This window comes from Erythrobacter sp. EC-HK427 (assembly GCF_902498745.1).
Classification (GTDB): Bacteria; Pseudomonadota; Alphaproteobacteria; order Sphingomonadales; family Sphingomonadaceae; genus Alteraurantiacibacter.
Genome location: NZ_LR701479.1, coordinates 2,202,363 through 2,227,280 on the forward strand (window position 1 = coordinate 2,202,363; position 24,918 = coordinate 2,227,280).

General features: G+C 63.3%; 22 protein-coding genes. 12 read left to right on the forward strand and 10 right to left on the reverse strand.

The annotated features are described in order from the left end of the window. Positions 1-62: 62 nt before the first annotated feature. Positions 63-956 (reverse strand): OmpA family protein, encoded by an 894-nt coding sequence (locus GC121_RS10855; protein ID WP_151974297.1) that lies wholly within the window; start codon positions 954-956, stop codon positions 63-65. Between the two features lie 383 nt (positions 957-1,339). Between GC121_RS10855 and guaB the strand changes: the two genes are divergently transcribed. From guaB to GC121_RS10870, 3 genes are all read left to right on the forward strand, one after another. Continuing rightward, positions 1,340-2,791 carry an IMP dehydrogenase gene (guaB, locus tag GC121_RS10860; protein WP_151974298.1) on the forward strand — a complete coding sequence of 484 codons (1,452 nt, stop codon included), beginning with the start codon at positions 1,340-1,342 and terminating at the stop codon, positions 2,789-2,791. A gap of 103 nt (positions 2,792-2,894) precedes the next feature. Then, positions 2,895-4,076: an RsmB/NOP family class I SAM-dependent RNA methyltransferase gene (locus tag GC121_RS10865; RefSeq protein ID WP_151974299.1), complete on the forward strand. Its 1,182-nt coding sequence runs from the start codon at positions 2,895-2,897 to the stop codon at positions 4,074-4,076. Between the two features lie 61 nt (positions 4,077-4,137). Further along, positions 4,138-4,635 (forward strand): lipopolysaccharide assembly protein LapB, encoded by a 498-nt coding sequence (locus GC121_RS10870; RefSeq protein WP_151974300.1) that lies wholly within the window; start codon positions 4,138-4,140, stop codon positions 4,633-4,635. A 36-nt stretch (positions 4,636-4,671) separates the two neighbouring features. On the opposite strand, the gene GC121_RS10875 is transcribed toward GC121_RS10870, so the two are convergent. Further along, a complete protein-coding gene (locus GC121_RS10875) occupies positions 4,672-5,154 on the reverse strand; it encodes an RNA pyrophosphohydrolase (protein WP_151974301.1) in 483 nt (160 codons plus the stop codon). Between the two features lie 152 nt (positions 5,155-5,306). Between GC121_RS10875 and GC121_RS10880 the strand changes: the two genes are divergently transcribed. The 3 genes from GC121_RS10880 to GC121_RS10890 all read left to right on the forward strand — a co-directional run bounded on the left by GC121_RS10880 (position 5,307) and on the right by GC121_RS10890 (position 9,938). After that, positions 5,307-7,238 carry a 2-oxoacid:acceptor oxidoreductase subunit alpha gene (locus GC121_RS10880; protein ID WP_151974302.1) on the forward strand — a complete coding sequence of 644 codons (1,932 nt, stop codon included), beginning with the start codon at positions 5,307-5,309 and terminating at the stop codon, positions 7,236-7,238. Positions 7,239-7,451: 213 nt separating this feature from the next. Continuing rightward, positions 7,452-8,468 carry a 2-oxoacid:ferredoxin oxidoreductase subunit beta gene (locus GC121_RS10885; protein ID WP_151974303.1) on the forward strand — a complete coding sequence of 339 codons (1,017 nt, stop codon included), beginning with the start codon at positions 7,452-7,454 and terminating at the stop codon, positions 8,466-8,468. Positions 8,469-8,654: 186 nt separating this feature from the next. Next, positions 8,655-9,938, forward strand: coding sequence for an exopolysaccharide biosynthesis polyprenyl glycosylphosphotransferase (locus tag GC121_RS10890; RefSeq protein WP_199857835.1), 1,284 nt, complete (start codon positions 8,655-8,657; stop codon positions 9,936-9,938). A 12-nt stretch (positions 9,939-9,950) separates the two neighbouring features. Here GC121_RS10890 and GC121_RS10895 read toward each other — a convergent pair whose 3' ends face one another. From GC121_RS10895 to GC121_RS15820, 3 genes are read right to left on the reverse strand one after another with little or no spacing between them, the layout of a single operon-like run. After that, complete coding sequence (locus GC121_RS10895; protein ID WP_199857836.1) at positions 9,951-11,195, reverse strand: glycosyltransferase family 4 protein; 1,245 nt, start codon at positions 11,193-11,195, stop codon at positions 9,951-9,953. Further along, on the reverse strand, positions 11,185-12,120 hold the full coding sequence (locus tag GC121_RS10900; RefSeq protein ID WP_151974305.1) for a glycosyltransferase family 2 protein: 936 nt from the start codon (positions 12,118-12,120) through the stop codon (positions 11,185-11,187). The genes GC121_RS10895 and GC121_RS10900 overlap by 11 nt, the downstream gene beginning before the upstream one ends. Beyond that, positions 12,117-12,683, reverse strand: coding sequence for a putative colanic acid biosynthesis acetyltransferase (locus GC121_RS15820; protein ID WP_151974306.1), 567 nt, complete (start codon positions 12,681-12,683; stop codon positions 12,117-12,119). The genes GC121_RS10900 and GC121_RS15820 overlap by 4 nt, the downstream gene beginning before the upstream one ends. 131 nt (positions 12,684-12,814) lie before the next feature. Between GC121_RS15820 and GC121_RS10910 the strand changes: the two genes are divergently transcribed. The 5 genes from GC121_RS10910 to wecC all read left to right on the forward strand — a co-directional run bounded on the left by GC121_RS10910 (position 12,815) and on the right by wecC (position 19,076). Beyond that, positions 12,815-13,735 (forward strand): metal-dependent hydrolase, encoded by a 921-nt coding sequence (locus tag GC121_RS10910; protein ID WP_151974307.1) that lies wholly within the window; start codon positions 12,815-12,817, stop codon positions 13,733-13,735. Positions 13,736-13,857: 122 nt separating this feature from the next. Then, positions 13,858-15,255 carry a deoxyribodipyrimidine photo-lyase gene (locus GC121_RS10915; protein WP_151974308.1) on the forward strand — a complete coding sequence of 466 codons (1,398 nt, stop codon included), beginning with the start codon at positions 13,858-13,860 and terminating at the stop codon, positions 15,253-15,255. 75 nt (positions 15,256-15,330) lie between these two features. After that, positions 15,331-16,575, forward strand: coding sequence for a serine hydrolase (locus GC121_RS10920; protein WP_151974309.1), 1,245 nt, complete (start codon positions 15,331-15,333; stop codon positions 16,573-16,575). A 102-nt stretch (positions 16,576-16,677) separates the two neighbouring features. After that, a complete protein-coding gene (gene wecB, locus GC121_RS10925; protein WP_199857837.1) occupies positions 16,678-17,811 on the forward strand; it encodes a non-hydrolyzing UDP-N-acetylglucosamine 2-epimerase in 1,134 nt (377 codons plus the stop codon). Further along, entirely contained in the window at positions 17,808-19,076 is a 1,269-nt protein-coding gene (gene wecC / locus GC121_RS10930) for a UDP-N-acetyl-D-mannosamine dehydrogenase (RefSeq protein WP_151974310.1), read from the forward strand. The genes wecB and wecC overlap by 4 nt, the downstream gene beginning before the upstream one ends. Here the strand turns inward: wecC and GC121_RS10935 are convergent. The 5 genes from GC121_RS10935 to purF form a co-directional block, all read right to left on the reverse strand. Continuing rightward, a complete protein-coding gene (locus tag GC121_RS10935) occupies positions 19,073-19,657 on the reverse strand; it encodes a hypothetical protein (protein ID WP_151974311.1) in 585 nt (194 codons plus the stop codon). The two genes, wecC and GC121_RS10935, sit on opposite strands and share 4 nt — an antisense overlap. 248 nt (positions 19,658-19,905) lie before the next feature. Continuing rightward, positions 19,906-20,355: a hypothetical protein gene (locus tag GC121_RS10940; RefSeq protein ID WP_151974312.1), complete on the reverse strand. Its 450-nt coding sequence runs from the start codon at positions 20,353-20,355 to the stop codon at positions 19,906-19,908. A gap of 148 nt (positions 20,356-20,503) precedes the next feature. Next, positions 20,504-20,860 carry a PilZ domain-containing protein gene (locus GC121_RS10945; protein ID WP_151975707.1) on the reverse strand — a complete coding sequence of 119 codons (357 nt, stop codon included), beginning with the start codon at positions 20,858-20,860 and terminating at the stop codon, positions 20,504-20,506. A gap of 101 nt (positions 20,861-20,961) precedes the next feature. After that, a complete protein-coding gene (locus GC121_RS10950) occupies positions 20,962-21,693 on the reverse strand; it encodes an SDR family NAD(P)-dependent oxidoreductase (protein ID WP_151974313.1) in 732 nt (243 codons plus the stop codon). Continuing rightward, entirely contained in the window at positions 21,694-23,169 is a 1,476-nt protein-coding gene (gene purF / locus GC121_RS10955; protein ID WP_151974314.1) for an amidophosphoribosyltransferase, read from the reverse strand. Positions 23,170-23,440: 271 nt separating this feature from the next. On the opposite strand from purF, the gene GC121_RS10960 reads away from it, so the two are divergent. Continuing rightward, the gene (locus GC121_RS10960) at positions 23,441-24,793 is read left to right on the forward strand and encodes an O-antigen ligase (protein ID WP_151974315.1); all 1,353 of its coding nucleotides are present in this window, start codon (positions 23,441-23,443) and stop codon (positions 24,791-24,793) included. Positions 24,794-24,918: the final 125 nt, after the last annotated feature.

Genomic DNA, 24,918 nt, shown 5'->3' on the forward strand with positions numbered 1-24,918 from the left:
CGAGCAAGCGAAAAAGGGCGACCCGTTAAGGCCGCCCTTTCCCTTACTCGCTTGCCAGCGAATTACATTCCCGACACGGCCTTGCTCACAAGGATGTTGACCGAGACGCGGCGGTTTTGTGCGCGGCCTGCGGCGGTGGTGTTGTCGGCAGCGGGATCGGCTTCGGCCATCCCGGTCGGCGTCAGCATCCGCCACGGCTGCCAGCCGCATTGCTGCTGGAGATAATTGACCACGCGGCCCGCGCGGCGCTCGCTCAGCGTCTGGTTGAACTCGTAATCGCCGGTATTGTCGGTGTAGCCGACCACCAGCAACAGCGCGTTATCGGTGTCCTCGGCCTGCTGTGCGATGCGGCACAATTCGGCCTGGCCCGCGGGCGTGATGTTCCAGCGACCGGTGTCGAAATAGACATTGGCGGTGCCCATAATGTCATACTGGTCGATATTGGCGACGCGGCCGCGCAATGCTTCGGTGGCCGCCGCATTCTCTTCGATCGCTGCGCCCTGCACAGCGAATTGCTGCTCGGTCCCGCTGCGGATCATCGTGGCGGTTTCGAGGTCTTCGGACGAGAAGCGCACTTCGCTGGCGATCAGGCCGCCTTCCCATTGCACCGTCCGCACGGTCACCGGCAGGCCGTTCATCAGCGCGCCTGCATCGAGCCGCGTGCGGCCCAGACCCAGAAAGCCGCCGCGCGCGCGGATATCGGTGGCGGGGGAGACGTTGAACTGCTCGTTCACGCCCATCGGACTGGTAACCTGCACGCGGTTGCCATTGCGCGCCGAGATGAACCCTTCCAGATCGGGCCCGGCGGGCAGGCCTTCCAGATCGGCCGGGATCGAACCGGTGACGGTGATCCGCTGCGCCGAGGGATCGTAATTTGCCGGCTGCAATTCCTGCGCGTAGGCAGGTGCGGCGAGGGCGATGGCGGCCAGACTGGCTGCGGAAACGAGTGTGCGCATGATGGATACTCCTTCAAAAACTGTATCGCGCCGGTAGTGTGCCTCCGCCGCGATCCATGCGTGATCGGCGGCGCTGCGGCGCGGATAGCGACAAGGTCTTAACGCCTTTGCCCCTCCGCGATGTTCCGGCAAACCTGTCGCGCCGATGAACCCGCGCGCGCTTAACCGTGATTCCGGGGGCGGGGCGGGGCATTGCCGGGACGATCCGTTTACAAGTCCGATACAGATTGGGGCCGGTTTTGCTGAACAATACGTCTGCGACTCGCCTCTTCGCGGGCAGCCGGAGCATCTGTTCACCGTTCCCCATGCCCCCTAGCGCCTGTCACACAGTGCGTTTACATGGGCCGCCACGAATCAAAAAGCAGACAAGAAAAGTGGCATCCATGGACATCGCAACCGGCCTGACTTTCGACGACGTACTTTTGCGTCCCGCCGAAAGTGACATCCTCCCATCGCAGGCGTCGACCAAGACGCAGCTGACGCGCGGTATTGCGCTCAACATTCCGGTGCTGTCGGCGGCGATGGATACGGTGACCGAGGCGGAAATGGCCATTGTGATGGCGCAATTGGGCGGCATCGGCGTGCTCCACCGCAATCTCACCATTGAAGAGCAATGCGCTGCGGTGCGCCGCGTGAAGCGGTTCGAAAGCGGCATGGTGGTCAACCCGATCACGATCACGCCGGATGCCACTCTGGGCGATGCGAATGCCCTGATGCAGCAACACAATATCAGCGGCATTCCCGTTGTCGCGCCCGATGGCAAACTGGTGGGCATTCTGACCAACCGCGATGTGCGCTTTGCCGACAACCCCGCGCAGCCGGTGCGCGAACTGATGACGCGCGAGAACCTTGCCACGGTTTCCGAAGGCGTGACGCAGGATCAGGCGCGCCGCATCCTGCACCAGCGCCGGATCGAGAAGTTGCTGGTGGTCAATGATGATTACCACTGCGTCGGCCTTATCACGGTCAAGGATATAGAGAAGGCGGTGCTCAACCCCGATGCCACCAAGGACAATACCGGGCGCTTGCGGGTGGCGGCGGCCACTACGGTGGGCGACAAGGGTTTCGCGCGCACCGAGGCGCTGGTTGATGCCGAATGCGATGTCATCATCATCGACACCGCGCACGGCCACAACAAGGCGGTGGCCGAGGCGGTGACGCGGGCGAAGAAACTGTCCAACCATGTGCAGATCGTCGCAGGCAATGTCGCCACGGCAGAAGCGACCAAGGCGTTGGTCGATGCGGGCGCGGATGCGGTCAAGGTCGGCATCGGGCCGGGCTCGATCTGCACCACCCGCATTGTCGCCGGTGTCGGCGTGCCGCAATTGACCGCGATCATGGAAAGCGCGAGCGCGGCAGGCGATGTTCCGATTATCGCCGATGGCGGTCTGCGCACCAGCGGCGATGCGGCCAAGGCGCTGGCGGCGGGTGCTTCCACCGTGATGATCGGCTCGCTGCTGGCGGGCACCGAAGAAGCTCCGGGCGAGACGTTCCTTTATCAGGGCCGCGCCTACAAGGCCTATCGCGGCATGGGCAGCGTCGGCGCGATGGCGCGCGGTTCGGCAGACCGCTATTTCCAGCAGGATATCAAAGACCAGATGAAGCTGGTGCCCGAAGGGATCGAAGGGCAAGTGCCTTACAAGGGCCCGGCGCGCGATGTGGTGCACCAGCTGGTCGGCGGGGTGAAGGCCGCGATGGGCTATACCGGCAGCGCGACGATTGCCGATCTGAAAGAACGCGGCAAGTTCATCCGCATCACCAATGCGGGGCTTTCCGAAAGCCATGTCCACGATGTGAGCATCACCCGCGAAGCGCCGAATTATCCCACTCGATAACAATCCCCCTTCCGCTTGCGGGAGGGGTTAGGGGAGGGCCTGTCAGCTTGAACTTCCGTTACATTCCCTCCCCCGGCCCCTCCCGCAAGCGGGAGGGGAGGGTATGACTCCCTCCGCCCGGGTTCAGGCCGCTATCGAAATTCTTGATGGCGTCATCCATGCAGCCCGCCATCAAGGCCCGCCCGCTGACCGGCTGATTGCGCAATGGTTCAAGGATCACCGCTTTGCCGGTTCCAAGGACAAGCGCGCCATTCGCGAGCTCGTCTACGACACGATCCGCGCTTGCGGCCCTGTGCCGTCAAGCGGGCGGGCAGCTATGCTCGGCCTGATCGCGGACGGGCGGGAGGATCTGCGCGCGTTGTTCGATGGCGAAGGCTACGGCCCGCCGCCTATCCGCGAGGACGAAGCCATCGCCGAAGGCGGCATCGCGCCCGAATGGCTGGAAGACCGCCTGATCGCCTCCGGCGTTTCCGAGGAGGAAGCGGCCAGCCTGCTCTCCCGCGCGCCGCTCGATATGCGGATCAACAGGCTCAAGGCAGGTGGAGATTTCGGGGATTTGCCGGAGGCTGGCGAGCCGCTGGTGGGGCTCGATGGTCTGCGCTTTCCCGCCGGAACACCGGTGGAGGAATGGAGCGCCTACGCAAATGGCCTGATCGAGGTGCAGGATGCGGGCAGCCAGATTGCCTGCCTCGCGGTCGGTGCGGCTCCGGGTGATACCGTAATCGATCTGTGCGCCGGAGCGGGGGGCAAGACGCTCGCTTTGGCTGCGGCGATGGCGAATAAAGGCACGCTGGTGGCGGCGGATACCGATCGCCGCCGCTTGTCGCAGCTTGGTCCGCGTGCGGAGCGGGCGGTGGCGGTGATTGCCGACACGATCCTTCTCAACCCCGGCGAAGAGGCAGAGGCGCTGGCCGAATGGGCGGGCAAGGCCGATCACGTCCTGATTGACGCGCCCTGCTCGGGCACCGGCACTTGGCGGCGCAATCCCGAAGCGCGCTGGCGGCTGACCCCGCGCGAGCTGGAGCGGCTGACCGCGATCCAGTCCCGCCTGCTCGATATCGGCGCGGCGCTGGTGAAGCCGGGCGGGCATCTTACCTATGTCACCTGCTCGCTGCTCGACGAAGAAGGGAAGGGGCAGTTTGCCGCGTTCCTTGCCCGCCATTCCGGCTGGCACGCATCCTTGCCCGATTTGCCGCGCGGCACCGCGCACGGGGACGGCATCCGCCTTACACCGGCCAAGGACGGTACGGACGGATTTTTCATCGCCCGTGCAGAAAAAGCGTGATAGCCCGCTTCCTATGGACGCTGCACCTGCACCCTCTTCGTCCCGGCTGAAGGAATTGATTATGCGTTTCGCCCCCGCTGCTGCCGCGCTTTCGCTGCTGTTCGCCGCCACCGCGAGCGTGAGCCATGCGAGCTGGTTCGATCCCGATCCGGTGGCAGAGGCGCTGGTGGCCGAAGGGCAGGCGCTGCTCGCCGCGGGCGATACGCAGGGCGCGATTGACCTGTTTGAAACCGCGCTGGCGGTCGATCCGGGCTATACCGACATTTATCTGCGCCTCGCCGAGGCGGCGCGGGCCGAGGGGCTGCAGGGCAAGGCCATCGGCTATTACCGCGAAGCGCGCGAGCGTGATCCCGAAAACCTCGCCGCGATTGCGGGCGAGGGCGAGGCGATGGTGGAAAAGGGTGCGGTGCAAGCCGCGCAGGCCAATCTGGCAGTGCTGCAATCGATGTGCGGCGATAGCTGCCCCGAAACCGCACGCCTCGCCGCCGCTATCGCTGCGGGCCCGCCGGTGCTGCGCGCCGAAGTGGTTGACCCGACCGAGGGTGTGACGGCGAACTAATATCCGCCATCCCTGACTCCGCTGTCATAACGGACGTCACAAAAACTCCGCGAACCCCGCCACAACCCGTTCATAAACCTCGCGTTTGAACGGGACGATCAGTTCGGGCAGCAGGCCCGGCGCAACCCATTTCCATTCGCAGAATTCGGGATGCTTGTGCGCTTCGAGGTCAATATCGCTGTCGGTGCCGGTGAAGCGGGTCAGGTACCATGTCTGGCGCTGGCCGACATATTTGCCGCCCCACAGCTTGCCATGCAGTTCGGGCGGCAGATCGTAGAACAGCTCTTCGGGCAGGCGGTGGACGATTTCCAGCAGGCCGCGCGCCACGCCGGTTTCCTCGCCCAGTTCGCGGAACATTGCTTCGTCCAGATCCTCGCCATCATCGACGCCGCCCTGCGGCATCTGCCACCAGTCGCCTTCGGTGTTGTCGATCCGCTTGCCGACGAACACTTCGGACTGCGCGTTGATCATCATGGTGCCCACGCAGGGGCGGTAAAGCGATGGATTGATCGAGGTCATGGCGGCGCACCTAATCGGGACTAAGCCCAAAAGCCAGTCACTACGCGGCTGACAGAAAAACTTGATTGTGCCATGGCGCAACAAAACCTAGGTCGCACACGCGAATTTACACGAGCGCCCGGACCAAAGAGGCGCGGCAGGATACAGAGTTTATGGCAACGCAGACGACCGCTCCCCGGTCTGATCTTTCCAAGCAGGATGCAATTGTCGTCCGTTTTGCAGGTGACAGCGGCGACGGGATGCAGCTGACCGGCGGACAGTTCACGCTTTCGACCGCGCTGGCGGGCAATGATCTGGCGACGTTCCCCGATTTCCCCGCCGAAATCCGTGCGCCGCAAGGCACGCTGTTCGGCGTGTCGGCGTTCCAGATCAATTTCGGCAGCCGCGAAGTGAACACGGCGGGCGATGCGCCCGATGTGCTGGTGGCGATGAATCCCGCGGCGCTGAAAGTGAATCTTGGCGCATTGAAGCCGGGCGGGCTGGTAATCGTCGACACGGGCGAGTTTACCAAGCGCAATCTCGACAAGGCGAAATATGCGGTCAGCCCGTTGGAGGATGATACGCTCGCGCCCTTCGATGTGCTGGAGCTGGATATCAGCGCGTTGACGATCGAAGCGGTGAAGCCCTTCGGCCTCGGCAACAAGGACGCACTGCGCTGCAAGAATATGTGGACGCTGGGCCTTGCGCTGTGGATGTTTGACCGTCCGCGCGGACCGCTGAAGGATTGGCTCAACGCCAAATTTGCGAAGAAGCCCGATATCGCCGCCGCCAATATCGCGGCGCTCGATGCAGGCCATGCCTATGGCGAGACCGCCGAGCTGGCCGGCCCGCTGCGTCAGGTGCATCTCGACCCCGTCCTTAGCGAACCCGGCCTGTATCGCACCATTACCGGCGCGGAAGCGGTGTCCCTCGGCTTGGTCGCGGGGGCGCGGCTGCTGCGGCTGCCGATGTTCTTCGGCGGCTATCCGATCACGCCTGCATCGGCGATCCTGCACCATCTGGCGCGACTGAAAGAGTTCAACGTCACCACTTTCCAGGCGGAAGACGAAATCGCCGCCATCTGCGCCGCCATCGGGGCGAGCTATGCGGGATCGCTGGGCGTCACCTCGTCCTCCGGCCCCGGCATTGCACTGAAGGGCGAGGCGATGGGGTTGGCGATCATGACCGAGCTGCCGCTGGTGATCGTCAACAGCCAGCGCGGCGGGCCGTCGACCGGCCTGCCGACCAAGACCGAGCAGAGCGACCTCTACCAAGCTGTCTATGGCCGCAATGGCGATGCGCCAATGCCGGTGATCGCCGCCTGCTCCCCCTCCGACGCCTTCGAATGCGCGATTGAAGCCTGCAAGATCGCGGTCGATTACATGACGCCGGTGATGCTGCTGACCGATGGCTATATCGCCAATGCCAGCGAGCCGTGGAAAGTGCCCGATCCCGACGCGTTCGAGCGCGCCCCGGCGCAGTTCCTCGAAGCGAAGAACGGCCCCGACGATACGCTGCTGCCTTTCAAGCGCGATGCCAAGGGCGCGCGGCCGTGGATCAAGCCGGGCACGCCCGGACTGATGCACCGCATCGGCGGGATCGAGAAGCAGGTGGACACCGGCCATATCGACTACGCGCCCGACAACCATCAGGCGATGACCGACGCGCGCAAGAACAAGATCGGCCAGATTGCCGTGCCCGATCAGGAGGTCTGCCTCGGCGAGACCTCGGGCACGCTGGCGGTGGTCGGCTGGGGCTCGACCTATGGCCCGATCCATCAGGCGGTGAGCCGCGCCCGCGCCAAGGGGCTGAGCGTCAGCCACATCCACGTCCGCCATATCTGGCCGCTGCCCGCCAATCTGGGCGAATTGCTCGACCAGTTCGACCACGTGCTGATGCCCGAAATGAACACCGGCCAGTTCAAAACCGTGATCCGCGACCAGTTCCTGATCGACGCGACCCCGCTCACCAAAACGAGCGGCCAGCCCTTCGCGATTGCTGAAATGGAAGCCGCGATTGTGAAATATTTCGACGGCGAGGCTGGTAATGAGGGCGGCGAGGTCCCGGTGAATGACGGCCAGCTGCCAAGCCCGGTGGGTGAGTGATGCGTGCCGACTTCTCTTTTCCGCTCATCCTGAGCCTGTCGAAGGATCGCTTTTCCTTCGGTAACTGCGCAAGAAGTGAAGTGCGATGCTTCGACAAGCTCAGCATGAGCGGGTTTGTGGAGGATGCACAGTGAATGGCTCCCAGCTCAAACTCGCATGGTTCGGCTATGCTTTGCTCGCAGTAGCCTTTGCTCCAATTGTTTGGTTATCCCTATGAACGCACCCACTAAAATCGAAACCACCCTCAAGGACTGGGAAACCGATCAGGAAGTCCGCTGGTGCCCCGGTTGCGGGGACTATGCCATCCTCAAGGCGGTGCAGCGCACCCTGCCGCAGCTTGGCTGCGATCCGGCGAACACCGTGTTTGTCAGCGGCATCGGCTGCTCCAGCCGCTTCCCCTATTACATCGAGAGCTACGGTTTCCACACCATCCACGGCCGCGCGCCGGCGGTGGCGACGGGGGTGAAGCTGGCCAATCCCGATCTCGATGTGTGGCTGGTGACCGGCGACGGGGACGGGCTTTCCATCGGCGGCAACCACATGATGCACGTGCTGCGGCGCAACGTGAATATGCAGATCATGCTGTTCAACAACGAGATTTACGGCCTCACCAAGGGCCAGTACTCGCCCACCAGCCGCATCGGGACGAGCAGCCCGTCAACGCCTGCGGGCTCGATCGACAGCCCCGCCAACCCTTGCGCCTTTGCGCTGGGTGCGGGTGCGCGGTTTGTCGCGCGCGGTTTCGATGTGTCGAAGAACCTGCCCGACGTGCTGAAGGCCGCGCACGCGCATCAGGGCGCGGCCTTCATCGAGATTTTCCAGAACTGCATCGTCTACAACAAGGACGTGTTCAACGATTTCGCCGCGCCCAAGGGAGCGGATGATCGCCAGCTGTGGCTCGAACATGGCGAGCCGATGCTGTTCGCAGGCGGCGCCAAGGGTCTTGCGATCGATATGGAGACGCTCGATCTGAAAGTCGTCGATGTGGTCGATGGCGATTGGGAGGCGGCGGGCGTGTTGCGCCACAACGTCACCAACCGCACCATCGCGCATATGCTGGTGGAGCTGACATTCGGCCCGTTCCCGATGCCGCTTGGCGTGATTTACGACGATCCCGCGCCGGTGTTCGAGCAGGCGGTTACGGCTGAAAACAGGCGCTTGAGCGAAGGCAAGGAGCCCAATCTGGCTGCGCTGCTCGCCAAGGGACAGACCTGGACAGTCGAAGCCTGACGCGACCGGCCGCCATTCCGCGCGGATAGCCCGTTACAAATTGGCACGTTCCCACCCTTGCGATTTGCGCAAGCGGGGCGTATCACCTTCGGCGTTCGCACTTGCACAATAGGCGTAACAATTGCCGCCTACTGGTGTTTGCGAACGAGGGGGAAATTGCACAGTGGGATATGCAGCCAAATGCTGATGGCAGCACCAAACGAGCTGATTCAGGACGACCGGAGCCTTTACCGCTCCTTCGCCCTGCAAACGCTCGCCTGCTTGGCGTTGGGCACGATCCTGCCACCGGTGCTGTATTTCGGTTCCGATCTGGCGCTCTTCACCCCCGGTGCGGTGCAGAATTCGGTGATCGGGACAGCTGTCGCGGCAACGCTCGGCATCCTCTTGGCGCGGCGGGTGAATATCTATCCCGGCGTCAAGCAGTTCGGTTCGGTCATCCCGGCTTTCATCACCAGTTTCGGCCTTGTTGCGATGGGCATTCTGGCGCTGCGGATCGCCTATTCGATCCCCGTTTTCGGGGTGAATTTCGCGGTTTCGGTTTCCTCCTATCTGGCGATCATGATTGTAGCGACACGGTCTGACCAGAATATCTTCTACACCGTGCCTGGCGGGCGGATAACGCGGCTCAAAGATGTCGGCCTGCAAACGCGGCGGCTGGCAGAGCCTATCCTGCCCAAGCATCGCGGAGCGATTTTGGTGGCGGACTTGCACCGCGACCATCCACCCGAATGGGAACGGCTGCTGGCCAATGCCGCCTTGCAGGGCGTGCCGGTGTTCCACTTCAAGCAAGTGTTCGAGGCGGCAACGGGCAAGGTGCAGGTCGAGCATCTTTCCGAAAACAGCTTCGGCTCGCTGCTCCCGAGTATGTCCTTCATGCGGCTGAAGCGTGCGGCGGATATTGTGCTCACACTGTTGCTGCTGCCGATCCTGTTTCTGCCGCTCTGCGTGGTGGCGCTGCTGATCGCGCTCGATTCGCGCGGCGGCGTGTTTTTCCGCCAGCAACGCATCGGCTATCGCGGGGAGCCCTTCTTCGTCCTCAAATTCCGCACCATGCGGCGCGAGGAGGATCTGGGCGATGTCGAGGCGCGGCGGAAGAAGGCGATGACGGGCGAGAACGATCCGCGCATCACCAAGCTGGGCCGTTTCCTGCGCAAGACGCGGATCGATGAATTGCCGCAAATGTGGAACATCCTACTCGGCCAGATGAGCTGGATCGGCCCGCGTCCCGAAGCGCTGGAGCTGTCACGCTGGTACCAGCAGGAAATCCCGTTCTACGATTACCGCCACATTGTCCGCCCCGGCATCACCGGCTGGGCGCAGGTCAATCAGGGGCACGTGACCGGCCTGTCCGATGTCGACGACAAGCTGCAATACGACTTCTATTACATCAAGAACTTCTCGTACTGGCTGGATTTCCTGATCCTGTTCCGCACCGCGATGGTGGTGCTGACCGGCTTCGGCGCGAAGTAACTGGCGGCGCAACTAGCGCGCGAATTTTGCCGCGAACGCATCCCACTTGGCGAAAACGGCGCGGCGGTTGAAGCCGCTTTCCACCAGCGCGCGGGCATTGCTGCCTTCGCTTAAACGGCGCGCGGCATCATCGGCATAGGCGAAGAGCAGCTTGGCCAAAGTCTCGGCCTCGCCCACGCCCACCACCGCGCCGCTTTGCGATTGCGGCACGATATCCCCCAGCTCGCCCGCTGTATCGCCGATAAAGATCACCGGGCGGCCGCTCGCTGCCGCGCCGTAGAACTTGCTCGGGACGATCAAGCCCTCCAGCGCGGGGAGCAGGCTCACCCAATGCACATCGGGCACGGTGAGCGAGAGCGGCAACTTGTCGCGCGGCTGATAGGGTTTGAGCGTGAAATTGTTGAGGCGCCGCTCCGCGATTTCGCGCTCAAGCCGCTCGTGCAAGAAGCCGCCGCCGATGACGAGGAACTTGATGTTCCCGCGCTGCGCCTCTTGCGCCAGCTCTGCCGCGCCAAGGATCGTCTCGATCTCATGCGCACGGCCTAGGTTGCCCGAATAGCCGACCACCAGATCAGCAGGCGCAAAGCCCCATTCCACGCGCAGCGGGTTCTCCGCCGCCGCAATGGGGCGGATGCTTTCATCGTCGGTCATATTGGGGATGACGGCGATGCGGCTTTCGGCAACGCCCGCCTTGCGCAACAGGTCAGCCATGCGGTCACCGATGGCGACGTTCATGTCCGCTTTGCGCAGCGAGCGGTCGCGCAGGGTGCGGGTGATCCGGGTGACAAGGCTGTCGCTGCGCACCACGCCGAACGCCTCGGCGACTTCGGGGTAGAGGTCTTGCAGCCAGTTGGCGCGCTGTGCGCCTTTCAGCCGCGCGGCGATGCCGATGGGCCAGGACAGCACCGGCGGATCGGTTTTCGCCACCACCACGCTGCCGCTTTGGGCCACGGCCAAAGTCTTGAAAAAGGCGCTGATATAAAAGCCGAGATAGTCGGCAATCCGTCCCGCAATCGATCCGCGCCCGAAGCTGGGTGTGGCGACGCGGTGCAGCGTCACGCCGCGATGTGTTTCGCGCGCGGGGTAGGGGCCTTCGTCGCTTTCATAGGACAGGCGGCTGGCGATCACCTGCACATCATGGCCCTGCTCGGCGAAGTGGAAGGCAACGTCGGACAATATCTGCGAGGTCGCGCTGCGATCCGGCCAGACATAGCGGTTGACGAAAATGATAGAGGCTTTGCCCGTGTTAGCCGGCACGGTCGTCTCCGGCGGGCAGGGCAGGCTTGGGCGCGACGACGATGCCCGTCACCTGCTCGATCGCCGCTTCTAGCGAGAGCCCCTGCTTCGCCTGCGCCTCGCGGATTTCGGCAACGCGGATGTCGGTATAGAGCCGATACCAGAAGCCTTGCAGCACATGGAATTGGAAGCCGCGCAGCCCGTCGAGAAAGCCCAGCGCGAAGACGTAGCGCAGGATAAAGAACATGAGCGCGCGCAGGCCGATGGGCAGCTTGGCGTAGATATTGTCCTTGATCCAGCGCTTGGCCTTGGCTTGGCCGGTCATGGAGCCGCTTTGGCCTTCCTTCGCCTGATCCTCGGCAATCATCAGCAGATCCACTGCCTCACGGTCGGCATAGCCGAGGTGCTTTTGCGTCCACCATTTGAGATCGTTGAGATTGTCGTCGACCAGATTGACGGCAAGTTGTTCCACCGGCCCGTCCACCACGATATGCTCATCCATCCAACGCGCTTCACAGGTGCCGCGACCGGCGCGGAAGAGGCGCAGCTGCCAGGTCTTGGCGAGACCGTGGCGGATGAGCTTGCCGCGAAAGGTCATGCTGCGGCGCAGGGCAATGCCGGTCGTCTCTGGCTTGCTGGCCACCAGCGCGGCGAAGCGGGCATACCAGTCCGGATCGAGAATTTCGTCCGCATCCAGCCGGAGCAGCCATTCTGACTCTGTCCCCGCCAGAGCGATGCCGTGGTTGAACTGCGTGGCGTAGTTCTTCCAGGGATTGAATGCGAAGCGCGCGCCGAATTCGCGGGCGATGGCTTCGGTGCCGTCGTCGGAGCCCGAATCGACGATCACGATTTCGCGGCAATGCGGCGCGATGCAATCCAGCGCGCGGCGCAGGTGCTGCTCCTCGTTCTTGGTGAGGATGACGGCGGTGACAGTGGGATTGCTCACTGGTCGGCCTGCCGGATCACCGTGCCGCCACTCGCGCCCAGCTCGCTTTCGCTCACTTCCCGCGCCGGATTGCCGACCACGACCTTGCCCGCCGCCACGTCCTTCATCGCCACCGCGCCTGCGCCGACTACCGCGCCGCGGCCGACTGTGACGCCGGGGCCGACCATCGCCTTGGCGGCGACCCATGCGCAGTCCTCCAGCACAATCGGCGCGCCGATCAGCGTGAAGGCGTCGTCGGTTTCGTGGCTGGGTGTGCAAAGATAGGCGTGCTGGCTGACAATGGCGCGCTTGCCGAGCGTCACCATGCAGGCATTGTAGCATTCGCTATGCGGGCCGAGGCAGCTTTGCGCGCCCATGGTGAGGTTCCACGGCGCCCAGACTTTCGCGGAAGGGTAGGGATGCGCATCGCCCGCCACCTGGGCGCCGAATGTCCGCAGCAGGAAGCGCCGCCAGCCGTGCAGGGGCACCGGACTGGGGCGATAGAGCACCAGCCACAGCGCCTGCCAGACCAGCCGCTTCAGCTTGTGCGCCGTCGAGGGCGGAGGAATCGGTACGGGCTTCATGCGATGTGTATCTTTCCCCCTGAGCGCGCGGGGAGCCTTATGCTGCATCGCACCCGAAATCAACGCAATGCCCCTTGCATTCGCGCGGGAAAGGCGGTGTGTCGTAAAACGGATCATTTGCGGAGCTGGCGTTGGACAATCTCACACACTCGCTGGTCGGCGCGTTGATCGGACAGACGGGCCTCAAGAAGAAGACCGGGCTGGCCATGCCCGCGCTGATTATCGGGGCGAATCTGCCCGATGTGGATGCGGCGTGCTTCTTCTGGCTGGAAGGCACCGAGCATCTGGGTTTCCGCCGCGGCATCACCCACGGCCCGCCAGCGATGGTGCTGCTGCCGCTGATACTGGCGGGGCTGTTATGGGGTTTTGACCGCTGGCAGACTTCTCGCGGGAAAAGGCCCGAGGGGCGGCTGCCGGTGCATTTCGGCTGGCTCTACGGCCTCGCGCTGCTGGGCTGCCTGACCCACCCGGCGCTCGACTGGATGAATGTCTACGGCATCCGCCTGCTGGAGCCGTTTTCCTCGCAATGGTTCTACGGCGATGTGCTGTTTATTATCGACGTGTGGCTATGGGCGCTGATGGGGCTAGGGCTGTGGTGGTCGTTGCGGCGGGAGAAGCGTGGGGATGATTGGCGTAAGGCGGCGCGGGTCGTGCTCGCCGGAGTGCTGGCGTATATTGGGGTGCAGAGTTACATCACATGGTCAGAGGAGAATTGGGAACCTTACGATATGATTGAGGCTGACGTCATAATTGCGAGTCCACCGCCGATTGCCTCACCACTGAGAGATATTGTCCAATGGAATGAGGATGGCTGGGCAGCTATAGGATCTGATGTGATCGGCAATATGCTTCTTTCGGAATGCGATCTCGACGCTGCTCGTGCCGAGAGCAGCCAGATCGACGCCTTTCTCTTCTGGAGCCGGACGCCTGTCCTCGACCGTCAGGCAGATGGCTCTATATTCCTTCGAGACGCACGTTTCTACGATCCGCGAACCCAAGATCGATTCAGCATCGAAATCCCTGCGGAGTTTTGTGCGGAACCCGAAGGCTAGGCGCCACGTTAGGCCTCCAAACCCGATTGCCCTGAGCTTGTCGAAGGGCTGCCCTTTACTTTCCGCGTTTGTTCAGAAGGCAAAACAGTCCTTCGACAAGCTCAGGACAGTCGGAGAGAGATTTGTCCGCACCACAAATCGTCTGGCTCAGGCGCGATCTGCGCCTCACCGATCAACCGGCTTTCACCGCCGCCGCGCAGGCGGGGCCGGTGATTGCGGTCTATATTCTCGATGACGAAACCCCCGGCAATCACGCGATGGGCGGGGCGAGCCGGTGGTGGTTGCATTTTTCGCTGGAGGCGCTCCAGAACGACCTCGCACGGCACCATTCCAAGCTGATCCTGCGGAGCGGAAAGGTTACCGATGTGCTGCCTCAGCTCGTCGCGGAAACAGGTGCGGCCTGTGTTCACGCGATCCGCCATTACGAGCCGTGGTGGCGCAAGGCGCAAGGGGCGCTCAAGGACAGCGTTCCGCTCGCACTGCATGATGGCAATTACCTGCTGCCGCCGGGAACGGTGCGCACCGGATCGGGCGCGGAGTACAAGATCTACACCCCGTTCAAGAATGCGACCTTCGCCGCGATCGAGGGGTTCGATATCCTGCCCGAGCCGAGCCTGTCCTCGCCCGAAAGCTGGCCCGCCAGCGAGAGCCTGGAAGACCTCGACCTGCTGCCCACCACACCCGACTGGGCGGGCGGAATGCGCGCCTTCTGGGGCGAGCAGCACGGCACTACCGCAGCGATGGCGGCGTTCGAGCGTTACCTCGGTCAGGTCGACCAGTATGACGACAAGCGCAATTTGCCGAGCATCCACGGCACCAGCCGGATGTCTCCGCGCCTGCATTTCGGCGAAGTCTCCCCGCGAATGCTGTGGGAAGCGATGCGGCGTCACACATCCGAAGGCGCGACCATTTTCCGGCAGGAACTGGTGTGGCGCGATTATGCGCAGAACGTCATCTGCCAATTTCCCGAATACGGCGTGAAGCCCTATCGCGACGGTTATGACGAAGCGTTCTGGCGCGATCCCGACACGGACGAAGCCGCCGCGCGCGACCTCAAGGCTTGGCAGCAGGGCTGCACCGGCTACCCCATCGTCGATGCCGGAATGCGCGAGCTTTACGCCACCGGCTGGATGCACAACCGTGTGCGGATGATCACCGCCAGCTTCCTTATCAAGCATCTGCTCATCAACTGGACGCATGGCGAGCGGTGGTTCTGGGATACGCTGTGCGATGCCGATTACGCTTCCAACGCCACCAACTGGCAGTGGGTGAGCGGCACGGGGGTCGACAGCAATATGTTCGTGCGCATCATGGCCCCGCTCAGCCAGAGCGAGAAATTCGATGCGGGGCACTATATCCGCCAATGGGTGCCCGAACTGGCCGATCTGGATGATCCTTACGTCCACGATCCCGACGAATTCGGGCGGCGGCCACGCGACTATCCGCGCAAGATGATCGGCCACAAGGCTGCGCGCGAGCGGGCGCTGGCGGCCTATCGGGCGATGAAGGACAAAGCCTAGTCCCCGCTTGCGGCGCGTCGTCTGCGGCGGCATACCGCCTCCCCATAAGCGATAAGCAGAAAAGGGAGAGCGCGGGTGAAAAAGTGGCTGATCGGCGTCGGAGCGATTGTGCTGGCGGGCTGCGGCGCTGCCTATGTGTCGATGAGCGACGAACAGCGCGCGGTGCTCGCCAATATGCCGACCGACCGCAACGTTCTGTTCTGGGATGTCGAAACCCGCGATGCCGCCTTCCGCGCGCTCGACCAGTTTCCTGCGCTGGCAGAGGCGCGGGTGATCGAGGCGGGCGATGCGACCTATCCGTTGCCCGAGGGCGAGCCGCTCGATCTGGGCACCTTCGATCTTGATGCTTTCATGCAAAGCCAGAACGCCTCGGCCATTGTGGTGGTGCATGACGGGCGGATCGTGCTCGAACGCTATGGTCTCGGCTTTGATGCGCAGGGGCGCTGGACGAGCTTTTCGGTCGCCAAAAGCTACACCTCGACTCTGGTCGGCGCGGCGATTGCCGATGGCTTTATCGACAGTCTCGACGATCCGGTGAGCAAATATATCGAGGATATGGCGGGTTCGGCCTATGACGATGTGACAATCCGCCAGCTCCTCACCATGAGCAGCGGGGTGCGGTGGAGCGAGGATTACAACGATCCGCAGAGCGATGTGGCGCGCTTCAACGAGCACGTTTCGGCCGAGGAAGGCGTTGATTCGCTGGTCGATTATATGCGCCAATTGCCGCGCGAGGCGGAGCCGGGCACGCGCTGGCTCTACAATACCGGGGAGACGAATCTGATCGGCGTGCTGGTGCGCGAGGCGACCGGGCGCGATCTGGCGGATTACCTCTCCGAAAAGGTGTGGGCATCGTTCGGGATGGAGCAGGACGCAACGTGGCTGCTTTCCAACAGCGGTTCGGAAATCTCCGGCTGCTGCATCCAGGCGACCACCCGCGATATGGCGCGCTTCGGCCTCTTCGCCATGGGCGGCGGCATGGCGGGCGGCGAGCGTGTGGTGCCCGAGGGCTGGTTCGCCGAAGCGGTGACGCCCGCCTTCGAAACCGGCCGCTTCGGGCGCGGTTACGCCTACCAGTGGTGGACCTATCCGGGCGGCGTCTATGCCGCGAGCGGGCTGTTCGGGCAGGGCATTCTCATCGATCCGGAGCGCAATCTGGTGATCGCCACGAACTCCAACTGGCGCGACAGCACCGGCGGCAATGGCGAGGGGACAGAGCGCAACGGCTTCTACACCGCCGTCCAGCGCGCGGTGGATGCAAGGCGCGGGGTGGAAAGCGTCACCATCGGCGATGAACCGACCGAACCCATGCTGCGCTGAGCGCGCTTAAGTGAACGGGCCGGAAACGATATTTTTACGCCGCGAGGCTAGGGCAACCGTGTGGTTGAACTCAGTCCAAACTCTCTCGCCGGCGCGCATTCTGTGACGCCCGTTCTGCTCGTTATCGGCACGCGGCCCGAAGCGATCAAGATGCTGCCCGTGGTGCGCGCTTTGCGGCAGGTGCCCGAAGTCGATCTCAAGGTGGTCAGCACCGGCCAGCACCGCCAGATGCTCGATCAGGTGTTCGCCGCCTTTGGCGAAAGCGTCGATATCGACCTTGATCTGATGACGCCGGGGCAGACCCTGTCGGACATCACCGCCCGCGTGATGCGCGAAATGGACGCGCTGATTGCCGAGCACAAGCCGGGCCTCGTCATGGTGCATGGCGATACGACGAGCGCGATGGCGGCGGGGCTTTCCGCTTTCTATAATCGCGTGCCGGTCGGCCATGTGGAGGCAGGGCTGCGCAGCCACGATATCCAGCGCCCCTGGCCCGAGGAATATAACCGCATCAGCATTGACGCGGTGGCGGACCTGCTGTGGGCGCCGACCGAGGCGTCGGCAGAAAACCTCCGCCGCGAACGGCCCGATGGCGTTGGCACGCCACGGCATATCGAAATCACCGGCAATTCGGGCATCGACGCGCTGCTGCATATTGCGGGCGAATTGCAGGGCGGCGAACTCGATTCGCTCCCCGTCACGCTCGATCCCGCGAAAAAGTTGGTGCTCGTCACCGGCCACCGGCGCGAGAGTTTTGGTGACGGTTTCGCCCGCATTTGCGACGCGCTTGCCGCCATTGCCGCGCGCGGCGATGCGCAGATCATCTATCCCGTCCACCTCAACCCGCAGGTCAAGAATGTGGTCGAGGAACGGCTCGGCCACACCTCCGCCATCCACCTTATCCCGCCGGTTGACTACGTGCAGATGGTCGCGCTGATGAAAGCCTCCCACTTCGTGCTCACCGATAGCGGCGGCATTCAGGAAGAGGCGCCCGCGCTGGGCAAGCCCGTGCTGGTGATGCGCGATGTGACCGAGCGGCCCGAAGCGGTCGCCACTGGCGTGGCGCGGCTGGTCGGCACCGATATCGACACCATCGTGGCAGAGGCGACGCGCCTGCTCGCCGATGACGTCCACTACGCCAGCTGCGCGCGCGCCGTGTTCCCCTATGGCGACGGCACCGCCTCGGCCAAAATCGCGGCCTCGGTCGCAGCCTTTGTGAAAGCATCCGTCCAATGAAAGTCTGCACCGTAGGGCTCGGCTATATCGGCCTGCCGACCGCCGCCATGCTTGCGAGCCGCGGGCACGAGGTGATCGGCCTCGATGTGAACCAGAGCGTCGTCGATGCGGTGAATGCGGGGCAGGCGCATTTTCAGGAGCCGGACTTGCAGATGCTGCTGTCCGCTGCCGTCGATACCAAGCGCTTGCGCGCCACAACCACGCCCGAGCCCGCCGAATTCTTCCTGATCGCCGTCCCCACGCCGATGGTGAATGAAGGGCCCGACATGACCTATGTCGAGGCCGCCGCCCGCACCATCGCGCCGGTGCTCGAAAAAGGGAATGTGGTGATCCTCGAATCAACCTCTCCCGTCGGCTCGACCGAACGGATGGGGGAGATTCTGGCCGAGGAACGCCCTGACCTGACTTTCCCGCGCTACCGCGATGAAGACAGCGTCGCCGATGTCGCGCTCTGCCATTGTCCGGAGCGCATTCTGCCGGGGCAAATGCTGCGCGAACTTGTCAGCAATGACCGGATCATCGGCGGCCTCACCAGCGATTGCGCGAACAAGGCGGCACGGCTTTACCAGTCCTTCGTGATGGGCACCTGCTACATCACCGACAGCCGCGTGGCAGAGCTCTGCAAGCTCTCCGAAAACGCCTATCGCGACGTCAATATCGCCTTCGCCAACGAGTTGTCGATCATCTGCGACAAGCTGGGCACCGATATCTGGCAAGTGCGCGAGCTGGCAAACCAGCACCCGCGCGTGAATATCCTGATGCCCGGCGCCGGGGTGGGCGGCCACTGCATCGCAGTCGACCCGTGGTTCATCGTCTCCAGCGCGCCGGACGAGGCGAGGCTGATCCGCACGGCGCGCATCGTGAATGACGACAAACCCCACCGCGTGGTCGCACAAATCCGCGCGCTGGCGGACAAGTTCAAAGTGCCGACCGTCGCCTGCTACGGCATCACCTACAAGCCCGATGTCGACGATGTGCGCGAAAGCCCCGCGCTGGAAATCGTCGAGGAAGTGGCGGGCATCGAAGGCGCGCAAGTGCTGGTGGTGGAGCCGAACCTGTCGGAATTGCCTGCATCGCTGGCGGGTCGCGCCAATGTGCGGCTGGTGGCCTCGGACGAAGCACGCGAGGCAGCGGATATCGTGACGTTTTTGGTAGGCCACCGCCAATTCAAGCGGCTGGAGGGGGACAGCTATCTGTCGAAGGCCGTGGTCGATACAACGGGAATGTTCTCGACGCGCAAAGCGAAGGCGGTGGAGCGGGATTAGTCTTCGGCGGCGCGTTCGTTGCCGATGAAGCCGAAGTGGGGCAAATCTCCAAGCAAGCTCGCGTAATGGATCAGCGTTAGAATTCTGGCAGAACGCTCATAATGTTCTGTTGCGTCTTGCCCTGCCGAAACTTCTGGCGGCTGGAAAGTGATGATCTCTCCATCGGCGCTAAGCCACTCGCCTTCGACAAGTCCCGCGTGTCTCTCCAGCGCGCGAAGATAGTCCGCAAAGTTGGTGAAGCGATCCCGCCGAGGAAATCCTTCAAGTAGTGCGAGTTCTGCGAGCCTGCGACCACTTTCCGCAAGGCGGCGCGGCCGCTCCTGCTCCGCCACGAATTCCCAATAGTCCTCGCCCAATTCCTCAGCCTTGAAGTCTAGCGCTACGTAAGACTGGAGCGAGCCCCGAATGCACCCGAAATGCTCGGCACTCGCACCTGCGCTTTCGCTAATTGTGACGACAGTTTCCTGAAGCAGGTCGTCATAAGTCACCTTCAAGCCGCCGCGCTGCAATCCGCATTCGACTAGGGCTTCGATTATCGGATCGGTATCAAACGCGGGAGGATCGGGCGGCAAATCAAACATTCGTTCAAGTTATCAGCAATATCTCACTTCGTCATCCCCGCGCAGGCGGGGTTCCAGCTTGTTTGCGTGCTGCTCTGGATTCCCGCCTGCGCGGGAATGACGAGGGGGAGGCGTCCTCGCCGGTCATTGCGAGCGGAGCGGTTGCGAAGCACAGGCGGAGCCTGAACCAATCCAGCTCCGGCGCTGGTGGATTGCCACGTGTGCTCCGCACAGCTTCGCTTCCGCCTGCGGCTCCTTGCAATGACGGACTAGGGGTTCTCTCTTTGAACCGCACCGCACGGCGAAAGGAAGAAGCTGTAATTCTCCTCCGGCGGATTGAAGTGCTGGCCAGTGACCCTGCGATCAACCTGGACTATGGCTGTCTCGTCAAAGCACACGATAGGATGTTGTGAACGATGTGCCATCTCTGGCAGCGTGTCGACGATGCAATTGGCGGCGGCGACTTCGGCGGGATTGGCGGCGGAAAAATACCGTTCCTCGACATCGAATGTGAGTAATCGCGGATCCGACCGCCAAGCAATCTCGACCCCGTGTTCGCGCGCACAACGCTGCATCGCTTCCCGTGCAGCGGCGGTCGCGGCGCGGTTCTCGTAGCGCTCGATCTGCTCATTAAAGCCATTACCCAGCAGCACGCCCGCGATCAGAAAGGCGGGAACGGCCACGAGGACTTTGGGCCAGATGGAAGGCGAATAGGCCATCGGTGCAGCCTATGTTCGTCTTGCGGCGTTGGCAATTGTGCGTTGTTCTCAACCCGTCATTGCGAGGAGCCGCAGGCGACGTGGCAATCCAGTCCAGACGTTGGAACTGGATTGCTGCGCTACGCTCGCAATGACGAATCCTATCGGCTCACCCCCGGAACGACCCATCCCCGCGATATCGCGCCAGAATATTGTCATGCACAATCGGCGAAAGCAGATTCGTGAACGCGCAACCCGCGACGCCATTTTCCCACCACACCACCTCGGCTTGGAGCGATTCCAGCCCCGGCAGGGTCAGCCAGCAGATCGAGCCTGCGTGCATCCGGTTCAGCGCGGTGGCGGAAAAGCCGCTCAGCGAGAGGTCGTTCACCACCGTCTGGAAGGCGCGGTTGCCCGAGGCGCGCAATTGTGCCGGGATCATGATCCGCGTGCGCGGCGCGCTGCGGTCTTCTTGCGCGGCGAGTTCGTAACGCTTGCGGGAGGAATTGCGCAGGGTGGTGTGCATGGTCATGGTGCCAGCTCCAGACGGGTTGGTAAGGACGGCCTTGCGGCCTTTGCTTTGCACAAAATGAGCGCAAGTGCTTACCGCGGACTTACCCGATATGGTTAAGCGGAGGTTTCCACTCTTTCCCGATGTAAATTGGGGAAATCTTTTTCCAGCAGCGCGGCGAGATAATCGGCCACCACTTCGGGCAGCTTGACCGTCTGCGGGTCTTCGCCCGGGTAAGCGCGTTCGCGCATCGCTGTGCGGGTCGCGCCGGGATCGATGATCGCAAGGCGGATTTCCGAAATCCGCTCGACTTCCTTGCCGTGGCTCAGCAGCAGGTTTTCGAACGCGGCTTTGCTCGCGCCATAGGCGCCCCAGAACGGGCGCGGTTCGCTGCCGACCGAACTGGTGAGGCCGATGATCCGCCCCGCCGCCGAGCGCTTGAGCAGCGGGTCGAACCCCGCCAGCAGCGCCTGCGTGGCGAGAACGTTGAGCGTGAGAACTTCGTTGAACTGCTTGGCGTCGATCTGCGTCACCGGCGTCAGCACCGGCATTTGCGCGGCGTTGATGATGAGGATGTCCAGCTTCTCCCACCGCTCGGCAATCGCCTGCGCCAGCCGCCCGATGCTCGCCCCGTCGGTCAAATCCATCGGCGCGATGGTGGCGCTGCCGCCCGCGTCGTGGATGGCATCCTCCACCGCTTCGAGATTCTTCACCTTGCGGCCGGTGATGACCACATGCGCACCCTTCGCGGCGAGCGCCTTGGCGGTGGCGGCACCGATCCCGCGGCTCGATCCGGTGACGAGCGCGATCTTTCCGGCGAGCGGCTTTGCGTTCGGATTATCTGACATTTACGCGTCCTCGCTGACGGGGAGGGTGAGCTGCGCATCGCCCAACTGGCGCGCGGCCAGATCGGTGAGCGATGTGGGGTATTCCCCCGTAAAGCAGGCATCGCAATATTGCGGGCTCGCAGGATCGCGGCCCTTGAGACCCACCGCGCGGTAGAGCCCGTCGATGGAGACGAAGGCCAGGCTTTCGGCTCCGATAAATTCGCGCATGGCGGCAAGGTCCATCCGGCCTGCCAGCAGCTTGGAGCGTTCGGGCGTGTCGACACCGTAATAGCAGCCATGGCCGGTGGGCGGGCTGGCGACGCGGAAATGCACTTCGGCAGCGCCCGCATCGCGCATGATCTGCACGATCTTCATCGAAGTGGTGCCGCGCACGATAGAATCGTCGATCAGCACGATGCGCTTGCCTTCCACGATGGCGCGGTTGGCATTGTGCTTGCGTTTGACGCCCGCATGGCGCGCGCCGTCGCTCGGCTGGATAAAGGTGCGCCCGACATAGTGGGAGCGAATGATGCCGAGTTCGAACGGGATACCCGATTGCTGGGCATAGCCGATGGCGGCAGGCACGCCGCTATCGGGCACGGGGACGACCAGATCGGCCTCGCACGGGGATTCTTTCGCCAGCTCCATGCCGATATTCTTGCGGCTTTCGTAGACCGAACGCTGGTTGAAGATCGAATCCGGGCGGCTGAAATAGACGTGTTCGAAAATGCACGGGCGGGGGCGCGGATTGCCGAAGGGCCGGTGGCTGCGGACGCTGCCGTCGAAATCGACTTCGATCAGTTCGCCCGGCTCGACCTGCCGTTCAAATGTAGCGCCGACAACATCGAGCGCCACCGTCTCGCTGGCGAACACCACTGCATCGCCGAGCTTGCCCATCACCAACGGGCGGATGCCCAGCGGATCACGGCACGCGGCCATGCCGCGCGGCGTCATCACGATCAGCGCATAGGCGCCTTCGACCATCCGCAGCGCATCCACCAGCTTTTCCAGCATGGTGGGAAAGCGGCTGGTGGCGACAAGGTGGATGATGACTTCGGTGTCCGAAGTCGACTGGAAGATCGCCCCGCGATTGACGAGGTCTTTGCGCAAGGCCGCCGCGTTCGAAATATTGCCGTTATGCGCCACCGCAAACCCGCCGCTGGCAAGGTCGGCATAGAGCGGCTGCACATTGCGCAGGCCCGCGCCGCCGGTGGTGGAATAGCGCACATGGCCCGCCGCCATCTGGCCTGGCAGTTCGGCAAGCGATTCCTCGGTGGCGAAGTTTTCCGCGACATGGCCCAGCGCGCGGCGGGTGAAGAATTCCGTCCCGTCCCAGCTGCTGATGCCTGCGGCTTCCTGCCCGCGATGCTGCAAGGCATGGAGCCCCAGCGCAGTGGCGGAAGAGGCACGCTCCCCGTTGATGATGCCGAAAATGCCGCATTCTTCATGCAGCTTGTCGTCACCGTCTTCATCGAGGAAGGGATGGGTGAAATTCATGAGAGCCTGTCGCCGTATTTGCCGCGCGGGGCCGCAATGGCGATGTTACGGCTGGATTACAAGCGGCATTGCGGGCGCTCGCGTGGAGAAAGTGGCGGATGGCGCAAGTGCGAGCTGTGTAAACTGGTGTTTTGCGGGGCGGCTCCGCGCTTGCCAGTTTTTGGTTTCGCGGGTAACTGCGCCGCTCTTCCCGGCGAGGGTTCTCCTTGCAAGGGCGGTCGCATTTTGAAGGACTTGAACGATCCCGCGCTCCAACACGCCTTGGTATGAAGTGACCGCAGACCGCGCTTTCTGGCTGTTTGTGGCCTTCGCCGCACTGGTTTTTCTGATGGGCGGCGGCTCGCGTTTCGACATTGAAAGCACCGGGCCGTTGCGCGCCATCGCCGCGCTATTTCTCGCGGCCGGCCTGTGGTTCCAGAGCGGCGAGCAATTGCGCAGCATCGCAGTGCCGCTGGGCCTGCTGGTTGCGCTGGCGATCTGGATGGCGCTGCAACTTGTGCCGTTGCCGCCCTCTATATGGCAATCGCTGGCGGGGCGCGAGGATATCGTTGCGGCAGGGCAATTGCTCGGCATGGATGGCCAAAGCCGCCCGCTGACCTTTTCTCCGTTGCGCACGATGAATTCGCTGGCCGCTTTGGTCGTGCCGCTGACGGCGCTGGTGTTGCTGTCGCTCCTCGACTGCCAAGGTCTGCGGCGGTTGCGCACCGGCGTGGTGATTGTCGGAGTGACGAGTGCAATCCTCGGCGCGGCGCAGATCATATTGCCGGGTTCCGAAGGGCTCTATTTCTACGAGATCACCAATGGCGATAGCGCGGTGGGGCTGTTCTCGAACCGCAACCACAACGCGCTGTTCCTCAGTATCGCGCTGATTTTCAGCCTGTTCCAGTCCGGCAGTAAGGGGCGCCGGGGTTGGGACGAAAAGACCATCTGGATCGCCGCGGCGCGGCTTGTGTTGGTGGCGGGAATCCTCATCACCTCCTCGCGCTTCGGGCTGGGGATGCTGGGGCTGATCGGGCTGGTGTATGGCGTGCATCTGCTGCTCGCGCTGCGCCGGTCGGGCAAGGAGGTGACGCTGATGCAGAAACTTGCCGGAGCGGGCGCGGCAGTGGCTGCGGCGGGGATGATCGCGCTGTTCGCGCTGCTGGGACGCATCCCCGCGCTCGAACGGCTCAGCGGCTTCTACGAAGGGGGCTTGGCCGAGGGCCAACGCACCGACACCTTGCCCTATGTGCTGCAAATGGCTGCCGACCATTTCCCGTTTGGCGTGGGCTTCGGCGCGTTTGAACAGGCGTATCGCACGATCGAGCCGGAAACCTTGCTCAATCCGCGCTATCTCAACCATGCGCATAATGACTGGGTGCAGCTGGTGATCGAAGGCGGCCTGCCCGGCGTGCTGGTTTTCCTGATCGGCGCGCTCTGGCTGCTGCGCATGGCGTGGCGGGCCATCCGCGCGCGGCAGGCGGCGGGCGAAAGCCTCGCGGCGCCGCTGCTCGGCTTGCTGACGCTGGGGGCGATTGTGCTGCATAGTGCGGTGGATTACCCGCTGCGCACGCCATCGATCATGCTGCTCGCCGCCTTTGCCATCGTGCTCGTTTCACGCGCGGCGCAGGATGCGCGGAGCTAAGGCTTGCTGCACGTGCGAGATGGGGTAAAGAGGCCCGGTGTCGGGCAAGCTGGCGTTTGGTTTTTGCCTTGCCCGTGGCAATCTGGCAGAAACGCTGGCATTGCGTCTTTGTTGCGTAGCAAGTG

Excerpts from the sequence above, each read along its gene's own strand:
- GC121_RS10855 (WP_151974297.1), bottom strand. The coding sequence starts at position 956 with ATGCGCACACTCGTTTCCGCAGCCAGTCTGGCCGCCATCGCCCTCGCC.
- guaB (WP_151974298.1), top strand. The coding sequence starts at position 1,340 with ATGGACATCGCAACCGGCCTGACTTTCGACGACGTACTTTTGCGTCCC.
- GC121_RS10865 (WP_151974299.1), top strand. The coding sequence starts at position 2,895 with ATGACTCCCTCCGCCCGGGTTCAGGCCGCTATCGAAATTCTTGATGGC.
- GC121_RS10870 (WP_151974300.1), top strand. The coding sequence starts at position 4,138 with ATGCGTTTCGCCCCCGCTGCTGCCGCGCTTTCGCTGCTGTTCGCCGCC.
- GC121_RS10875 (WP_151974301.1), bottom strand. The coding sequence starts at position 5,154 with ATGACCTCGATCAATCCATCGCTTTACCGCCCCTGCGTGGGCACCATG.
- GC121_RS10880 (WP_151974302.1), top strand. The coding sequence starts at position 5,307 with ATGGCAACGCAGACGACCGCTCCCCGGTCTGATCTTTCCAAGCAGGAT.
- GC121_RS10885 (WP_151974303.1), top strand. The coding sequence starts at position 7,452 with ATGAACGCACCCACTAAAATCGAAACCACCCTCAAGGACTGGGAAACC.
- GC121_RS10890 (WP_199857835.1), top strand. The coding sequence starts at position 8,655 with ATGGCAGCACCAAACGAGCTGATTCAGGACGACCGGAGCCTTTACCGC.
- GC121_RS15820 (WP_151974306.1), bottom strand. The coding sequence starts at position 12,683 with ATGAAGCCCGTACCGATTCCTCCGCCCTCGACGGCGCACAAGCTGAAG.
- wecC (WP_151974310.1), top strand. The coding sequence starts at position 17,808 with ATGAAAGTCTGCACCGTAGGGCTCGGCTATATCGGCCTGCCGACCGCC.
- GC121_RS10935 (WP_151974311.1), bottom strand. The coding sequence starts at position 19,657 with ATGTTTGATTTGCCGCCCGATCCTCCCGCGTTTGATACCGATCCGATA.
- GC121_RS10940 (WP_151974312.1), bottom strand. The coding sequence starts at position 20,355 with ATGGCCTATTCGCCTTCCATCTGGCCCAAAGTCCTCGTGGCCGTTCCC.
- GC121_RS10945 (WP_151975707.1), bottom strand. The coding sequence starts at position 20,860 with ATGCACACCACCCTGCGCAATTCCTCCCGCAAGCGTTACGAACTCGCC.
- GC121_RS10950 (WP_151974313.1), bottom strand. The coding sequence starts at position 21,693 with ATGTCAGATAATCCGAACGCAAAGCCGCTCGCCGGAAAGATCGCGCTC.
- purF (WP_151974314.1), bottom strand. The coding sequence starts at position 23,169 with ATGAATTTCACCCATCCCTTCCTCGATGAAGACGGTGACGACAAGCTG.